The organism is Candidatus Cyanaurora vandensis, assembly GCF_013285555.1.
Lineage (GTDB): Bacteria > Cyanobacteriota > Cyanobacteriia > Gloeobacterales > Anthocerotibacteraceae > Cyanaurora > Cyanaurora vandensis.
In genome coordinates this window covers 1-15,249 of the sequence record NZ_JAAXLT010000114.1, presented here as the reverse complement: position 1 = coordinate 15,249, position 15,249 = coordinate 1, and the positions used below count along the sequence as shown (strand labels likewise).

Sequence of the window (15,249 nt, the reverse complement as noted above, 5' to 3'; positions counted from 1 at the left end):
GCGGGGGGGTGGCCTGTCACCAAGGCGCGGTAACTTTTAAATAGCTTACCCTCGCGTAGTTGCTGGCTAAGATGAGCGCGGGCAGGGGGGGTAGCGAGCAATAATAAACCCGAAGTTCCCCGGCCCAGGCGATGGACTGGGCGGACTGTACAGTCTGGGTAACGCACTTGCAGTTGGTGGAGTAGGGTATGTTCCACAAAGCCCCCGCCTGGTAGGACCGGTAGCCCGTTGGGTTTCGCCACCACCCAGACCCAGGGGTCCTGGTAAACTAGGGTGAAATCTAGGGGAACGGGGGGTTCTTGCCAGGGGGGACGATGGTAGGTCAAGACCTGGCCCGCCTTGAGACGGGTTGTCCCTGTGGTGGGCTGTCCATCCAGGTGAATCAAGCCCCCAGTCAGCCGCGCTTGCCATTCTAACTGGGTGCTGTGGCGGTACCGCTGGGTGAAGAAATCCAGGACTGTCTGGCCCGTCTCATCTACTTGGTCGCGGTAGGTCCAACCTTGATTCATGGTTGGCTGAGGACGAGGCTCCCACTCTGGACCATGCCCAACTCGTTGAGACCATTGAACCGCCAGTGTTGCCGGAAACGGTTCAGGAAGTTTTGGCCCACCAAACCCTCGACGCCAATCAGGTCAAACAAAGCATTGGGTAAGATGTAGGCCATGAGTTTTTCAGCCGTAAAATTACCCATCTGGAGGCGATTTAGTTGGGTGGACTGAGCAGCTTGACTCCCGCACCAGCCCTGGATTGGCTCTGACTTCCCACTGGTGAGACCCAAGCGTTGGGCCAGCCGTTGAGAGACCACCATCACGGAGGCCCCGGTGTCTAAACCCAAGAGAATTGGCCCTTGACCGTTGATTTTGACTCGGGCGGCAAGTAGCCCGTGTTTTCCTAATAGTGGAATTGCAGTCTTGGGTCGGGGGGTGGGGCTTTGCAACTGTAACTGTCGGCGTTTAGGGTCCAAGAGTAGATCGTAAGCACTCAAGAAATCCAGTCCTAAAGCACCCACCGCCGCCCCGGTAAAGAACGTGCGCGAGATGCCCAGGCCCATCAAGCCCGTGACTTGTGCTTGTCCTAACGTCATGGGCGGCAAGGCGTAGACCGCCGCTGTCACCCCGAGTTGGGCACATTCATTCCCGACTACCCCTTGTTGCAAAAGACTCGTCGGCAGTTGGATACCTTGCAACCCCAATCCCTCAGCCACTGCACTCTGCAGGACTGTATTACTCGCCCCGGTATCGAGCAAGAGTTGTTGAGGTTGACCACCTAAAACCACCGGGAGGATGAAGACCCCCTCTAGTTGGCTAAGACCCGTCAACTTTACTTGGCTCTGTCCGGTCCGCTGGGGTAGTTTAACTCCACTGGCTTTGATAAAAGCTGTCACCCGCACCTGCACATCGGCTCGCGGCAAGCCATCGGCACCTAGGACGACTTTGTTCATGTAACAGCTCATCCCGATTTCAGTTGGGTCCGGGGTAGTAATGGCTGGATTGGTGATGGTGTCCATTACACATTGACGCACTTGGTTCAGGAGTTCCTGGCCCAAGTCTTGAGCAGAGACGGGCGCGGCTAGATATCCTAGCAGGAAGCCTAAGGGGAGTAGAGGGAGTTTCATGGGCGACAGCTTATCACGCCGGGGCCTATTCCTGAAGCACCCGCACCACACTTTTGAGGTCCCCTGCCAATAGTTCAGGCACCGCTAAACGTAACCCTGGGAAAATCTGACTACAAATTACACCCTGGTCGTTTGGCAAGGACCGATACTCCCCGCCCGCTAGCTGGAACCAATGGATGACCCGCTCCTGCACCAACCAAACTAGATACTCCTGGACCCCATTGCGCCGATAGACCTGCTTTTTCGCGTTCATATCTAGTGAAGCGGTGGAAGACGAAATCTCCGCAACGAATTCCGGCGGACCCACGACATAACCATCCTGGTCTACCCGTGAGGTGCCTTGCTCAAAACGCAGGAGCGCGTCGGGCTGGGGTTCATTATCTTCATCTAACCGGATAGTCGTATTATCAGCCAAGTCGGTTCCGGGTGTGGCTGCCCAATAAGCACTTAACCAACCCATGAGTAAGGCATGGGGCCGACCGTGTTGGTCAATCCGAACGGGGGAGGGCATATAGACGATTCCTTCGATGAGCTCAGCTTTTTTGACTAGGGGCATTGCTTCATAACGCTGCTCGAATTCAGCACGGCTCAGATGGTCCCCATTTTCTAAGGGTAGGACTGGATGCACCACTAGACTTTGCATGGTTTTTTCTAGTCAGAAGTAATCTAACTATAGCGACTCGCGGGAACTACTCCAGGCTGGGTTAAGTAGTTGTTCTAGAAAACTAAATAATTGAAATATTAATTGGGTATGGTGGCATCAGGCACCTTATCCTTTAGCCCTAAATTGAGAAACCTCATGAAGGACAGTCGGTCATGGACGTGATACTCGAGCTTGGCATCACTGATGTTGTATAGCTCTTGTGAAATGAGCATCTTAAATTTTAAAACTACATCGGTTGACTTTCGCCCAGCATTAGTATTTTTAGATTGATGATAAACTTGGTTAAGCAAGGGGCGAAATTCAGACCAGGGAATCAAAGCATCGAGCTGGGTTAGAAATCATTTTTGCTCAACTCATCGCTGCTGTCGTTGTTGTCAGTCCCGGAGTCTTTGCGGCCCCATAGTTAGCTGTCCTCGTTTCTCTTGTTTTCTCATTTACTAGGAAAATAGGCAATTAATCATGGTGCCTAGAATCCCTTTTAGTGACAGAGTTATTCTGTTTTCTTACTCTCAATGACTAAAATTTAGTCTGGGCCGGGTTGGATTTGAACCAACGTAGGCAGAGCCAGCGGATTTACAGTCCGCACAGTTAATTATCAAATCCTTGCCCAGAGAGAATTACACAGCATGAAAATAATGAGTTTCCAGTAGCGTTGCCATATTTTGATGCCTCGCTATGGGTAGTGCGCCCTCAACAGAGATTTAGCCCTGGGTCAGTAGATTCATCACTAGCCGGATCATCAAATCTTTATTGGTTGGGGCACTTTCGGCAATCAGCAGGGTCAAGGCTGTCAGGGCTTGGGGGTTAAGGCGGTGGACGAGGGCCTCTTGCTGAAGATAGAGCATAAATAAAAAGGAACCAATCCGTTTATTGCCATCGGAAAAGGGATGGTCTTTGATAACGAAGTAGAGCAGGTGGGCAGCTTTTTCTTCGCGGGAACGATAAAGGGCTTCACCAAACATAGTTTGCTCAATGCTTCCGAGGATACCCTGTAAGCTTTCACCGCGCTCTTGCCCAAATAAGGGTGTGGCTTCGGTCAGTTCTTTCCTGAATGTGGCAATAGCCGCGCAAGCAGTAGGGTAGTCGAGAACGCCCTTAGCGGGAAGAACACCAGGGGGCAAGCTCAGCCGGTCTTCGTCGTAGGCCAGCAGGGTACGCCAGGTATTAGCGTAGCCGGTAATCAGGGATAACACCGCCCGTCCGGTATCATCTACCAGGGCTTGATTTTCTAAGGTCCGGGCTAATAGCTCTAGGGTCTCACGCGCTTCTTGTAAACCCCGTTCAGCTAGTCGGGTTTGGTTTAGGGTGTAGCCACTGACGAGATGGTCGCGCAGGATGCGGGTAGCCCATTGGCGGAATTGTACGCCCTGTTTGGAGTTGACGCGGTACCCCACCGAGATGATGGTATCAAGGTTGTAGAACCTCACAGGCTTATCAGAGCCGGGAATGTGCAAAATTTGCACATTGCTTTCTTCGTCCAGTTCCCCATCCTTAAAGATGTTGCGTAAATGCTTGGTGATCACAGAGCGTTCCCGTCCAAAGAGTTCGCTCATTTGTTCCTGGGTCAGCCAAACCGTCTCCGCATCCAAGCGGACACTAATCTGGGTTTGGTTCTGCTGATTCTGGTAAATAAGTATTTCCATCAAGTGAAAGTGCTCCTAAACTCAATGGCGGTGATTGGGCAGGGCCGTGCTGAGTTGTCATAGACAAGATTAACCCCCAGCCGAGTGACTGGGGGCTGGGGCTAGCGGTTAGCAGTCGCTGTAGGGGGGACCGTTACCGAGTGGTCAATTGGGCATAGGTGTAGGGTACTTGTGACATGAGGCGGGGGTGGTTATAGTCCTAGGTCATGGCGGGCGGCTTGACCGGCGGCAATGATGCGGGCGGTCTCGGTGCGCTCTAGGTCGCGTTTCACCGCTTGCTCAATCCAGTAGGTGGGGCAGCGGTGGACCTTCATTTCCCAGGCTTGGGGCAACCGTTCAGCCTTGCGGGGCTTATTGGTACCCGCGTCATTGACCCGGTTGTAGGGTCCGAACTGATGAGCGTTCATCCATTCGCGCAACTTGACGGCCTCCTCGAAGGTGTCAAACCCGAAGTAGGTAACATCCTTATCGGTATGGGTGTTACGGATGACCAGGACGCGGGGGCTTAGCTTGATGGCAAGGACCGTGAGGTCCAGGGGTTGGACAGTGAAGCGCGGGCGAGTCTGGGTTAGAGTGGACATGAATTTGAATTCCTTTCCCCGGTTAGCAGCCGGGGTTTTTTTGTTTTTGGGCCATGAGGGGGTGAGTGTGGGGCCGTTCGCTGGATAGGTCCAGGTCGCTTGCGGCTGACTCCTTAGTCATCGGGCGGTCTTTTCGGCTCCGCTTTTCCTATCCCTCATAGGACCAGTATACCGTTAAAGTATTAACGGTGTCAATAGTTTAACGCTAAGACTTTTGCGCTAGAATTTTATAGGATACTTCTATGGGAGAAATACCAGTGAGTAAGATCGCAGACTTGAGGAAGCGCGTCGGGTTCACCCAGCGTCAGCTATCAGATGTGGTAGGTGTCACTGAGAGTACGGTAAGGAATTGGGAAGCCGGGCGTAATGGCCTTGACTTGTTTGTGACCGTGGCCCGGTTGTGTAAGGCTCTCAACTGCACTCCTGACGAACTGGTAGCAATGATTGACCCTGTGAAGGGCGAACTATCCACTAATAGGAGTAGCGATGCTCAATGAGCCCTTAATCCTTCCTGCTGACCATCTGGAACAAGCCCTCAGTCGGTACCGCGTGTGGGACACCGACCAACGGACTTTAGGTCTAGACGGTCAAGTGTCCCTACAAGCTGCACTCACTGACCGGGGGCTGCGGTGGCAGGTCCAGGTATCGGCAGACCTAGCCCGTCTGGGCTTCGATGCTCTCAGTGGGTGGTGAAGTGCAACCTAGACCGATGCTCCAAGAGGTACCTGGGAAGAATGCCGTACCCACTAATAGTCTCAGCCAGCCTAGGAGTAGACAGGATGACCGATGACATTATTTCCAATGAGCAAATAGAACAGGCTATCCAGGTGGTTCGAGGGCAGCGGGTCTTACTGGATACTGACCTAGCCAGTCTTTACGGAGTCCCTGCCAAGGTCTTGAATCAGGCTGTGAAGCGTAACCTAGACCGCTTCCCCGAAGACTTCATGTTTCAGCTAACTCAGGAAGAAGCGGAGTCTTCAAGGTTACAAATTGTGACCTTGGACAGTGCACAGAATTCAAGGTCACAAGCTGTGACCTCAAAACGTGGGAGCAATATCAAATATCTACCCTATGCCGTTACAGAGCAGGGGGTAGCGATGCTCTTTAGTATCCTGAGAAGTACCCAAGCACAACCCTAGACCCTCGGGCTACAGCTGAGGGCCTACGGTTCGTCGTCAGCGGGGGTAAACCGCAGAATCCTTATAATCTGCTGCCTCGGATAATCTCTAAAGTCCTCCGGCGGTCCCACCCCTGGGGCGGGTTCTAGCCATACTTTGACGGCTGGGGCGGCGTTTCGCATAGCCTCGGCAGTTCGCTGTTTGGCCTTGCGTTCAGCTCGGGCTAGTCGCGCTTTCATGGGTGCTCCTTATTGAGTAGGTCCTCTAGGGCTTCTAACCGTTGTAGAAGTTCGGCTTCCCCCTGGGCGCGGCCTGCCTGGTCCAGGATGGTGCGGGCGGCAGTAACGCGGGCGGCGGGCGGTGCGCTGGGGTCCTGGGCGATGGTTCGTAGGGTCTTGACCGCGTCCGTACTTGCACCGACCAGGGCATTGATTGTTACTTGGTAAAGGTCTTGGCGGATAGCTTTTAGCCCTATCTGAAACTCGGGGAGCTTCAGCCATCTATCTATCGTTTTCTCGCCGGTCCCACTCGCGGCGGCAGCGGCGGCAATCGAGAAACCGCAGGCTAGAGCTTGCGCGGCAATCAACTGTTTGGGGGTCAACGCTTCTACAGGGGTCATGACGGGTCCTCCAGGGTCAACAGCGACCGCAGGAGGAAGCGCGGGCCTGGGGTCTCATCGAGTCGTACCAGGGCGTGACCCTGCTCTGGGTCGCGCTTGTGGGCGCGGGGGTCTAGCACCGTCCCAGGGCCGGGGGTACTGCCTACGTAGCGCACACGGGTTCCAGGGGCGGGGTCGCTTTCCAAACTAAAAACCTTTGGAAAGGGCATCTGAGTATCTGAGTACCTGAGTAGGGCGGTGGGGTCGGGCGCGGTCTGGCTACTCAGATGGTCGGGGGCTGGCTCAACCATCTGAGTAGGGCTTGAATCCAGACTGGGGGCCGGTTCCAGGCTTTGTGATTGGTCACTACTCAGATACTCAGATGACTTTTGAAAGAATTTAATTTCTGACTTCGCTACCTCACCGCGCCAATACCTGCCCCAGTCGCTATAGTCGGCCGTGTGCCACGCGGCCCCGTCGCGGATTGCCACTAACTGGACTTGGTTATAGGTTTTGCTCAGGCGGCGCGTGTCATACCCTGCTTTGTGGACGGCAGCACTAAGGGTATTGGCTTGCAGGCGGGTCATGGGACAGGCGGCGCGGGCCTTCTCAACTAAGACCTTCAGCTCCACCAAGTCCGGCAGCCCGGAGAACTCCAGCTCATCAATCCAGCGGTCCAGGTCTGACCGGGAATTGTCCACCATCCGTAACTTGGCCTCCGTCACACGGGCCGGGGCGTAGGGGTCAAAATCGCCCATGGCTAGGGTCCGTAGATGGGTAAATAGGGCATCCTTCCCGGCTTGCGACTCCCCCCACTCGTACAACCGGCTGAAGTAACCCGGCGGCGGGGTCCCGGCGGTCAACTCATGGACGAATACGCGGCGGTCTTGGTCGTCGAGGTGTAGGGCGTTGGGATGGTTCGATGTTGCCAATAAATTGAAACGGTTGACCGCTTCAAACTGGGCACCATGCTTCACATTGATACCGACGCGGGGGCTGGTGACTAGCCCCTTTAGCCGATTCATGAAGGCAAAACGTCCATCACAGAGGACCTCCTCCGCACTGATAAAGAGCTTCCCGACTAAGGGGCCATTGAAGCCAGCTTCAAAAAATGCGCTCTCCACTTCCAGGAAGTGTTCGCCATAAATGCCTTGCAGCAGTTCGGTGATCGTGGTCTTCCCAACCCCCTGGGTACGACTCCACAGCAGGGCCATCGTTCTAAGCTTCGCCCCTGGGCATTGGATGGGATAGGCCAGCCAGCGTTCAAACCAGTCTCTATCGGCTTGGAGGGTGGCGCGTTGCTCAGCACTGACCGGGGTCGGGGTCCCCTCCCAATCCCGTAGCCCGAAGACGACATCCAGATGGAGCGTCCAGAGGGCAGCGGGGGGGGCTGATGGGCACAGGGTCGCGCCCCAACCGTGCCACAGGTTTAAGGTCTGGGCGGTGGTGGGTTGCTCGGGCAGGAGGTCCACTTGGTCATGTTCCCGGCGGCCTGACCAGGACTCCCACAGGTAGGCTAAGGGCTTACTCACCACCCGTGGGCCGTCCTTCCCTTCTTCCAGATATTGCCCTTTACGATTTTTCAGGAGTAGGTGAAAGTGGACGGAGTTTAGGGGTTTGCGCCCGGCGATATCCCAAAGTCCTTGTGGATTGAACCGGATGACGGCTTATTGCTCGTTCAACCGCTCCAGGGCGGCGCGCGTCTCCTCGGTGTAGTCCTCGTCAAAGGTTAGACCCTCGGCGGTGGCGGTTGCCCCGGTCTCGGGCTGGGCCGTGGCACTCTGCCCGGTAGCGCGGCGGGTCTTCCCTCGTTTAGGGCTGACCCAGCCATCCTCTTTAGCCAGCTTGCCTAGGGTGCCTTGGCCCACGCCATCCCGTTTAAAGGATTCCCACCGGCGATCACACTCTCCCGGCTTGTACTTGGCACTGTTCGCGCTCCAGTTGTCCCAGTCTGGTAACAGGTCATCGCTCACATCCTTGAGGGCCATCCCCACGGCGATCCAGGTCTGGTAATCATCAGCACGATAGGGCTTGAGAGCGGCGAGGTAGGAGCGGGCGCGGTCAATGTCTCCCCAGGAAGTATCCTGTACGGGAAATTCGATGACCTTCCGTTCTTCGCGCGGGGGCCGGGTTAGCAGTTCCACAAGCCAAGCGGGGGCGGGGGCAACCGGGGCCACATCTGGGGAGGTGAGCCACTGGTAGGGCTTGCCTGTCTCGGGGTGAACGGACGGTGGTAGTACGGATTGATGGTGGTTCCATCGGATTTCTACCTGTTCGCCTTCGATGCCCGTCTCCAGAACCTTGCGGTTGTCCAAGTTCTCCCAAAGGCTTTTGGGAATCTGGTAGAGCCATTGAGCGCGTCCTGTTTTCCCGCTTGTCCATCCCACTGTCGGGGGCAAGTCCCAACCATTGACCTTGAGGTAGTCGGATGTACTGGGGCCGTCCAGGTCAACCGCTACCAATCCCCCCGATACCTCACCCAACCGTAGGCCCAGCCCGGTAGCGTGACCTGATTGCATTTCCCCTTCAATAAAAGCCCGTCCTAGGGGTTTCTCCGTCTGCCACTGAGGGCGGTAGGGACGTTTTCCTTTAACTAGAGTGAGTACCCAGGGCGCGGGTATCCCAACACTCACCCCCAATGCCGGGTTACGGGCGGCGGTCATGATTTATCTCCACTTGAAGGCCGGGGACGCGGTAGCCAGCGATGCGCCCCACACTGTATACAGCGACAACCGCGCCAGTGTGGGCCGCGCCCAGGGGTGAAATGGGTTTCACCGCCACAGGTGCGACACGGGGGCGATTGCTCCAGGGGTAGACGGCGATCGCGTTCTATTTCTCGTAACCACTGGGGCCATAGCGGTTGACCGACGGGGCCGACCCAGGGGCCGTTCTCGCGCCACGCTTCATAGTCGGGCGACCTTTCAGGTAGGCCTTTTGTGCGCGGGGGAAAGATTAATATGGTCATTGATGGGGTCCTCTCGTGTTTTCGGAAGCTCTCGGCTGTGGCGGCTGGGGGCTTCAACTTTTCAAACATTGGGGCCGGGTACGCAAGGGCCGCGCTTGACTTTTCAGGTAAGCGGCAATTGTGGCGGTTAGAGTTTCGCAATCCTGGGTTAGCCAGCAGTAAAACAATTCCGGGTGTACCAGGACCCGGCTCCCAATGCGGACTAGGACGGGCTCGTAGAGTCTGCCAGTCAGAATATCTTTGCGTAGCTTGGCAACACTAAGCCCAGATTTCCGGGAGGCTTCTGCTAGGGAAAATAGCCACTTATCTGAAGTGGGTAAATCAACCATGTTTCAATCTCAACTCATAGCACCTAGTATCTAAGAAGATAAATCTGTAAACAACGACACCTAGTTCCATTACTTGTCATATAACCAGGTGGAAGGCTCAAATCATTCGTAGATTTTCCGCCTAGGACTGGGTTTCAGAGCTTGGGCCTGGTTTCAGAGTTTGGGTCTGATGGGAATTTGATCGCCTACATCCCGACATCCTATGGTTGATAGATGTCCTCACCGGCGGTTAGACCCTTTTACGGGTGCCCGTGGGATTGTCGGCCCCAAGGTGTCCGCCTTCCGCAAGTTTGCGCCTGGTTTCTTGGGGAAATTGAGAGGCTAAATCGCGACATCCTAATAATCCTCCTCTCTTCCTCTAATCATCTAATAAAAGGGGTTTGTTGTCATTTCGCATACTGTCTCAGCGAGTATCATTTGACCAAATACAGCTCTATCTTCTGGGCTGTATTTCGCTCTTAACACTTCCCTAGATAATGATTCCCTGTCTGGAGATTCCTTTTTTGTAGCACGTATCCACCTTTGGATAGTCCGCTCATCTCGTTCATACTTATTGCACATCCATTCCATCATTTGTTTAGAGGATAGCTCAGGGTCGGCGATATTAAGCATTGCCCAATCATTCCATATCGAAAACAGAAATAGGGCTTGGGAAGCTTTCCCTACCTCAACCTCAGCCCTTGTTAGTTCCGCTATAAAAGTCCTTGTTAGTTGCGCTATTTGTTCGCTTTTTTCTTGTGCGGTCCGCCCAGTTTGCTGGTCTATTAGCTTGACATTGATTCTGAGTATTTCTGTGTAAGTTTCGAGTCTTGACACGCCGTTGCGTTTACCTAGCACTTTGACACGATAAAACGAGTAGTACTTATCCTTCATCTACCCTCCTATAACTCGTTGGTATGCTCTCTCCAGGTCAGCTTCACTCGACCATTTCTGATAGGAACGGTTGTGGACGGTCAAACTGTAGCCCATCATCCGGGCCGCTACGGAGGATTCAAGCCCTACCCGAATAGCCCGTACTGCCCAGGCATGACGCAAGTGGTAAGGAGGATAGGGAACGCTCCAGTATTTGAAGCCCTCAGAGATTTTTTCCCCTCGGGCTTGATTGGTTTTCCCATTGCTGGCGGGGAGTGCGATTTGTCGTAACTGAAATAGCGTTACCCATTCTCTTTGAAGGGGTAGGACTAACCGCTGTCCCGTCTTGGTATCTCCAGTGACACGGACTCTATCGCTCCCTCCAAGGAAGTCCTCCAGGTCAAGGCTAAAAAGCTCATGAGGCCGGATGCCATAGGCCGCCATCATCCCAAAAGACCACCGTACCCAGGCGGGGGCATGGCTTAGGTTCTGCCATCCTTCTATTACCTGATCGTCGCTAGGCAACTCACGGGGCATGGTGGAAGCGTTACCGTAGTTACCGCGCAACTCAGTTAATGGGGCCGGATCAAGGCCCGCAAATCGCGCCAGCGCACCAAGAGCCATACAGAAGCGTTGCCGGGTGCGCGTGTCCGGCTCTGAGCTTAGGGCAGCGGTAGTCAACACATCGAGGGTCAAAACATGGCTACGGGTAAGGGTGCGATAGACCATCCAGTAATCCCCGTCCCAAGTCGTTTGGGTCTTGGGGGTACGCTTGCGCTTACCGAAGTAGGAGGCTTCAAACTTCTCTACCCATGCCTCTATGGTTTGATGGGAATGGGTTTTCTCAGTGGGGAGATGCGTTTCCCATTTGAATTTCCCCTGGGTTAGTTGTGAGCCCATTTCCTTGGCCCGGTTAAAGGCTACCTTGATGCCTGTTTCATTGGCGGGTAGGTCGAGGGTCAAGGCTTGGCGGTGGGGTAGGGTCTGGGAGCTTCCTTGCTTAGGTGGGAAATTGCCCCGGAGGTACAACTTATTGCGTCCCGGCTGTAACCAGATGGTAACGCCAACCCGCCCATCCTTTAATCGCTGGTTTAATTCCTTGACAAGGGTTTCAGGTGTTTTCATCATTTTTACCGTGCGTTACCACGTGTCCGTTGCCGTTACCAAAATATAACCCACTCCATATTATGTCGTCCCTCGCAGTAGCAGTGGGTAACAAATGCCCTGATGCTCGAAAACCCCACCTAGGGCGGGGTTAGAGGCTGTAACGTATACTCTGGGCCGGGTTGGATTTGAACCAACGTAGGCAGAGCCAGCGGATTTACAGTCCGCCCCCATTAACCACTCGGGCACCGACCCATAGGTGCTTAACTATGATATCAGCCCGGGTGCCCAGCTAGCAGGGAATTTCGGGACTGACCAGAGAGCTGGTTACTACGTAGGCCAGTCGGTTCTTAAGCCAGCGAATGAAGAGTGGGTCCGTGGAGACGACAGCGACAGCAGGGCGCGGGCAGGCGAGCTGAGCGAACTGGGGTTCGAGGAGGAACTGGGGCTGGTCCACCCACCAAAAGTCAATCGGCTTACCCTGGGCCTGATAATTGCGCTGGCGTTCGGTAAGGATCTCGTGGACGGGCTCAACCACGGTCATAAAATGTTTACTGGCGGCAACGAAGTGGTAAGTGGGCATGGGCCGAGCTAGAGGACAATGTTGCATTTTTACATACTGGATGGGGAGCAAGGAGGATGAAGGCCATGAGAGCTGTGTTCTTAGACCGCGATGGTGTCCTCAATCAGGAGGTGGGCTATATCCGCCAACGCCACAATCTATATCTGATGCCCAAGGCGGCTGAGGCGGTGGCACTCCTTAACCAAGCGGGCTGGTTCACCTGTCTGGTCTCCAATCAGTCAGGTCCGGCGCGGGGTTATTACGGTCAAGACCATGTGGACGGGTTGCATCAGCGGTTGGGGGAGCTTTTGTGGCAGGCGGCGGGGGCACGTTTGGACAGTGTGAGCTACTGTCCCTATCTCAGTCCCCAGGCGGGGGGAGTTAGCCCCAGTCATACGCGCTGGTCCACTTGGCGCAAACCCAATACTGGGATGTTCGTTCAAGCGGCTTGGCGGTATGACTTAGAGCTTGGGCAATGTTTCATGGTGGGAGATAAAGCAACCGATGTGGATATGGCCCATAACGCCGGAGTCAGGGCGGTCCTAGTCACTTCCGGGTTCGGAGAACGAGTGTTGGGGGGAGATTATCAGCACACCGTCAAGCCGGATTTTGTGGCCCCGGACCTGTGGGGGGCGGTGAATTGGCTGGTGGGGTGAGTAAGGCCCAACGCAACCAGCCCACAGCGAGGCCGACGACGACTAACCCGGCCCCATTGACTAAATTCAAGTAATGAACGCCCGTCCCCAGGGTATGCAGAACCGCGAGGATGGCTGCCGGAAAGATAAGCCAATGGAGTTTTTGCCAAAAGGGACCGAGGGCACGGCGGGCTTTGTCAAAACTGGTCAAGGCCAACGGGAGCAGTAACCCCAGCGACACCGCCCCTAATCCCAACCCCAGTTGTAAATTTGGCTCTAGGAATAACACCCCGTCCCACCGCCCGCCCAAACTGTGCTTAACCGTGCTTAGGGTGTGGGTCAGGGCAAAACCGAGGGTCGTCAGTCCGAGCCAGCGGCGTTCCTGGGGCAGTTGGGGTAACCACGGGCGCAACGGACGCGCCAACACCAACAGGGCCAGCCCCAACAGGGCTAAATGGCCTTGAGTCTCACTGATCCCCTGTCCCCAACGGTGGTCTGCTGCATAAAATCCATCCGCCACAATCAGCCCTAACCAACTCACGCCTAGGAGGATCGAGAGGACGGGCCAGAGATGCTTACTGTTCATGGCTCAATTGTAAAATTAAGTGGGTCTATACAGTCTGACCGTTTGTTGTGAAGTACCCGACGCTCATGAGGCAGTCCAATAACAAGTTGCATCAACTACTTTGTCCGCCATGCCAAGGAATCATCAATTCTTTAAGGTGTGGATAGTGATTTATACTCATCAGATTCAAATTCAAAAAAATGGTAAAATCTCGTCAACTCATCTACTTTTGGTTATGGACCCACTCACAGGCTTGGTATTGGCAATATTGGGCGGTGCGGCGGCAAATCTTTTATCTGATAGCGTCAGACAGGGTTCGAGTGCAGTAAAAAGAGCCCTTCAAGAACGCTTTAAGGGCAGAGCCGAGGCGCAGATTTTGGCTCAAGAGGAGCCAACTTCCGAAGTGTTGGCGGCGATTCGTCCAGCGATTGAACAGGAAATTCTTAATGATCCTCAATTCAAAGAGGACTTGACTAATTTGATCACTGATTCAGAAAAGCAATCAGAGGTTCAGCAAGTAGGTACGCCGGACCCAACCCAAGCGCAAACTCACCGACGTATTTTTATTAGCTATCGTAGTAAGGAGCCAGATATCGGATTGGCACATGCATTTTACGAAGCATTATTGGGGGCAAAACATGTACCGTTTATGGCGGAGGAGATCATTGGGCTGAGGGAAGATTGGCCCAAACGGATTGACCAAGAATTAGAACAGAGTGATTATTTATTGCTCTTGTTGTCTAATGGGGCCGCGACGAGTGAAATGGTGATCGAAGTGGTGCGTAGAGCTAGAGAGTTATGTGGTCAAAATGGAAAACCTCAAATTTTACCCATTCAAGTGTGCTTGGGGGTGCCGTTGAATTATCAGTTACGGTCTTATTTGGAGCATGTCCCACAGGAACGGTGGCGTGGCTCAGAAGATACCCAACGTTTGGTGAGTGTTGTTTTGAATGTAGTAGGCCAAGGTATTTCATTTACGCAACAGCAAATCACAGAGCCGGAAGTTCCTGAGTTTGATAATGAGATGAGGCCTTTACCTGAAGCTGACCTAGAATTTCCTACTGGTGTTATGAAGATTACTTCGCCTTTTTATGTAGAGCGTGATGTAGAACGCCCCTGTTATCGGCTGATTGAGCAGGAGTCGGCCTTGCTTCGGATCAAAGCACCCAGACAAATGGGAAAAACTTCGCTCTTGGCAAGGCTCAGTAACCATGCAAGGCAGCAAGGATATCGTACACCTTCTCTAAGTTTTCAATTATGGGAGGCTTCTAGTTTCGGTAGCTTAAATCTCTTTTTACGCCGTTTTTGTGCTTTAGTCGGTCGTCAGCTTGGTGTTTCATCCCAACGCATGAATGAATCCTGGGATGAAGAAACTTATGACTCCGTTAGCAATTGTACCCATTATTTTGAAGAGTATATTCTTTCTGAGCAAGAGGTACCGATTGTCTTGAGTTTGGATGAGGTGGATCAAATTTTTCCGTACGAGAAGATTGCCCAAGCCTTTTTCCCAATGCTGAGGGGGTGGAATGAGTTAAGCAAGAATAATGATCTGTGGAAAAAATTAAGGCTGATCGTAGTGCATTCCACCGAAGTATATGTCCATCTGGATGGTGCTACTTCTCCCTTTGGAAATGTAGGTTATCCAGTTATCTTGCCTGATTTCACCCCAGTTGAGATGCAGGCGTTGATCGAAAAACATGATCTAGCTCAGGCGCGGGAGGTCGTAGTGGCCTTGGCAGCGTTGTTGGGTGGGCATCCTTTTTTAGTGCGCTTGGCTTTGTATCATTTGGCCCTCAAAAAGGTAACTCTGGCTGAGCTATTAAGGCAGGCTCCCACGGAAGCAGGGTATTTCAAGGATCATTTACGGCGGCATCTCTGGAATTTGCAACAGCATCCTGATTTACTGCAAGCAATGAAACAGGTAAGCTGACACGCATCTAACTTGCATTTATAGAATTACCTTTATTTTTAATCCTGCGACCCCAATCAATCTTGAGTTCTCCGCGATTAAGTAATCT

At 53.6% G+C, this 15,249-nt stretch carries 20 protein-coding genes and 2 tRNA genes; 5 read left to right on the top strand and 17 right to left on the bottom strand.

Features of this window, described 5'->3' with window-relative positions; all coding sequences use genetic code 11:
- From HFM78_RS08235 to HFM78_RS08210, 7 genes are all read right to left on the bottom strand, one after another.
- Positions 1 to 509: pseudouridine synthase (locus HFM78_RS08235; RefSeq protein WP_287128954.1), on the bottom strand; the 509-nt coding region annotated here is incomplete at its 3' end.
- The gene (locus HFM78_RS08230; RefSeq protein WP_287128953.1) at positions 506 to 1,615 is read right to left on the bottom strand and encodes a retropepsin-like aspartic protease; all 1,110 of its coding nucleotides are present in this window, start codon (positions 1,613 to 1,615) and stop codon (positions 506 to 508) included. The genes HFM78_RS08230 and HFM78_RS08235, both read right to left, overlap by 4 nt.
- 25 nt (positions 1,616 to 1,640) lie before the next feature.
- Complete coding sequence (locus tag HFM78_RS08225) at positions 1,641 to 2,258, bottom strand: Uma2 family endonuclease (protein WP_287128952.1); 618 nt, start codon at positions 2,256 to 2,258, stop codon at positions 1,641 to 1,643.
- Between the two features lie 98 nt (positions 2,259 to 2,356).
- A complete protein-coding gene (locus HFM78_RS16240; RefSeq protein WP_396033404.1) occupies positions 2,357 to 2,569 on the bottom strand; it encodes a transposase in 213 nt (70 codons plus the stop codon).
- Positions 2,570 to 2,808: 239 nt separating this feature from the next.
- Positions 2,809 to 2,888: transfer RNA gene (locus tag HFM78_RS08220), tRNA-Tyr, on the bottom strand.
- 92 nt (positions 2,889 to 2,980) lie between these two features.
- Complete coding sequence (gene rhuM, locus HFM78_RS08215; protein ID WP_287128951.1) at positions 2,981 to 3,922, bottom strand: RhuM family protein; 942 nt, start codon at positions 3,920 to 3,922, stop codon at positions 2,981 to 2,983.
- A 191-nt stretch (positions 3,923 to 4,113) separates the two neighbouring features.
- On the bottom strand, positions 4,114 to 4,503 hold the full coding sequence (locus HFM78_RS08210; protein ID WP_287128950.1) for a hypothetical protein: 390 nt from the start codon (positions 4,501 to 4,503) through the stop codon (positions 4,114 to 4,116).
- Positions 4,504 to 4,760: 257 nt separating this feature from the next.
- Between HFM78_RS08210 and HFM78_RS08205 the strand changes: the two genes are divergently transcribed.
- From HFM78_RS08205 to HFM78_RS08195, 3 genes are all read left to right on the top strand, one after another.
- The gene (locus tag HFM78_RS08205; protein ID WP_287128949.1) at positions 4,761 to 5,000 is read left to right on the top strand and encodes a helix-turn-helix transcriptional regulator; all 240 of its coding nucleotides are present in this window, start codon (positions 4,761 to 4,763) and stop codon (positions 4,998 to 5,000) included.
- Complete coding sequence (locus tag HFM78_RS08200) at positions 4,990 to 5,196, top strand: hypothetical protein (protein WP_287128948.1); 207 nt, start codon at positions 4,990 to 4,992, stop codon at positions 5,194 to 5,196. The genes HFM78_RS08205 and HFM78_RS08200 overlap by 11 nt, the downstream gene beginning before the upstream one ends.
- Positions 5,197 to 5,282: 86 nt before the next feature.
- The gene (locus tag HFM78_RS08195; protein WP_287128947.1) at positions 5,283 to 5,642 is read left to right on the top strand and encodes an ORF6N domain-containing protein; all 360 of its coding nucleotides are present in this window, start codon (positions 5,283 to 5,285) and stop codon (positions 5,640 to 5,642) included.
- Positions 5,643 to 5,665: 23 nt separating this feature from the next.
- Here HFM78_RS08195 and HFM78_RS08190 read toward each other — a convergent pair whose 3' ends face one another.
- The 9 genes from HFM78_RS08190 to HFM78_RS08150 all read right to left on the bottom strand — a co-directional run bounded on the left by HFM78_RS08190 (position 5,666) and on the right by HFM78_RS08150 (position 12,052).
- Positions 5,666 to 5,860 carry a hypothetical protein gene (locus tag HFM78_RS08190; RefSeq protein ID WP_287128946.1) on the bottom strand — a complete coding sequence of 65 codons (195 nt, stop codon included), beginning with the start codon at positions 5,858 to 5,860 and terminating at the stop codon, positions 5,666 to 5,668.
- A complete protein-coding gene (locus HFM78_RS08185; protein ID WP_287128945.1) occupies positions 5,857 to 6,240 on the bottom strand; it encodes a hypothetical protein in 384 nt (127 codons plus the stop codon). The genes HFM78_RS08190 and HFM78_RS08185 overlap by 4 nt, the downstream gene beginning before the upstream one ends.
- Complete coding sequence (locus tag HFM78_RS08180) at positions 6,237 to 7,751, bottom strand: primase-helicase family protein (protein ID WP_287128944.1); 1,515 nt, start codon at positions 7,749 to 7,751, stop codon at positions 6,237 to 6,239. Before HFM78_RS08180 ends, HFM78_RS08185 begins: the two co-directional genes overlap by 4 nt.
- 135 nt (positions 7,752 to 7,886) lie before the next feature.
- The gene (locus HFM78_RS08175) at positions 7,887 to 8,882 is read right to left on the bottom strand and encodes a bifunctional DNA primase/polymerase (protein WP_287128943.1); all 996 of its coding nucleotides are present in this window, start codon (positions 8,880 to 8,882) and stop codon (positions 7,887 to 7,889) included.
- A gap of 355 nt (positions 8,883 to 9,237) precedes the next feature.
- On the bottom strand, positions 9,238 to 9,513 hold the full coding sequence (locus HFM78_RS08170; protein ID WP_287128942.1) for a hypothetical protein: 276 nt from the start codon (positions 9,511 to 9,513) through the stop codon (positions 9,238 to 9,240).
- Positions 9,514 to 9,879: 366 nt separating this feature from the next.
- Entirely contained in the window at positions 9,880 to 10,386 is a 507-nt protein-coding gene (locus HFM78_RS08165) for a hypothetical protein (protein ID WP_287128941.1), read from the bottom strand.
- Entirely contained in the window at positions 10,387 to 11,490 is a 1,104-nt protein-coding gene (locus tag HFM78_RS08160) for a site-specific integrase (RefSeq protein WP_287128940.1), read from the bottom strand.
- 152 nt (positions 11,491 to 11,642) lie between these two features.
- Positions 11,643 to 11,724, bottom strand: a tRNA-Tyr gene (locus tag HFM78_RS08155).
- A gap of 37 nt (positions 11,725 to 11,761) precedes the next feature.
- Positions 11,762 to 12,052: an MgPME-cyclase complex family protein gene (locus HFM78_RS08150; RefSeq protein WP_287128939.1), complete on the bottom strand. Its 291-nt coding sequence runs from the start codon at positions 12,050 to 12,052 to the stop codon at positions 11,762 to 11,764.
- 65 nt (positions 12,053 to 12,117) lie between these two features.
- Here HFM78_RS08150 and HFM78_RS08145 point away from each other — a divergent pair, with 65 nt between their 5' ends.
- Positions 12,118 to 12,687 carry an HAD-IIIA family hydrolase gene (locus HFM78_RS08145; protein WP_287128938.1) on the top strand — a complete coding sequence of 190 codons (570 nt, stop codon included), beginning with the start codon at positions 12,118 to 12,120 and terminating at the stop codon, positions 12,685 to 12,687.
- Here HFM78_RS08145 and HFM78_RS08140 read toward each other — a convergent pair.
- Positions 12,629 to 13,252 (bottom strand): ferric reductase-like transmembrane domain-containing protein, encoded by a 624-nt coding sequence (locus HFM78_RS08140; protein WP_287128937.1) that lies wholly within the window; start codon positions 13,250 to 13,252, stop codon positions 12,629 to 12,631. The genes HFM78_RS08145 and HFM78_RS08140 overlap by 59 nt on opposite strands.
- 145 nt (positions 13,253 to 13,397) lie before the next feature.
- Between HFM78_RS08140 and HFM78_RS08135 the strand changes: the two genes are divergently transcribed.
- Positions 13,398 to 15,161, top strand: coding sequence for an AAA-like domain-containing protein (locus tag HFM78_RS08135; RefSeq protein ID WP_287128936.1), 1,764 nt, complete (start codon positions 13,398 to 13,400; stop codon positions 15,159 to 15,161).
- The last annotated feature ends 88 nt before the right edge of the window (positions 15,162 to 15,249 follow it).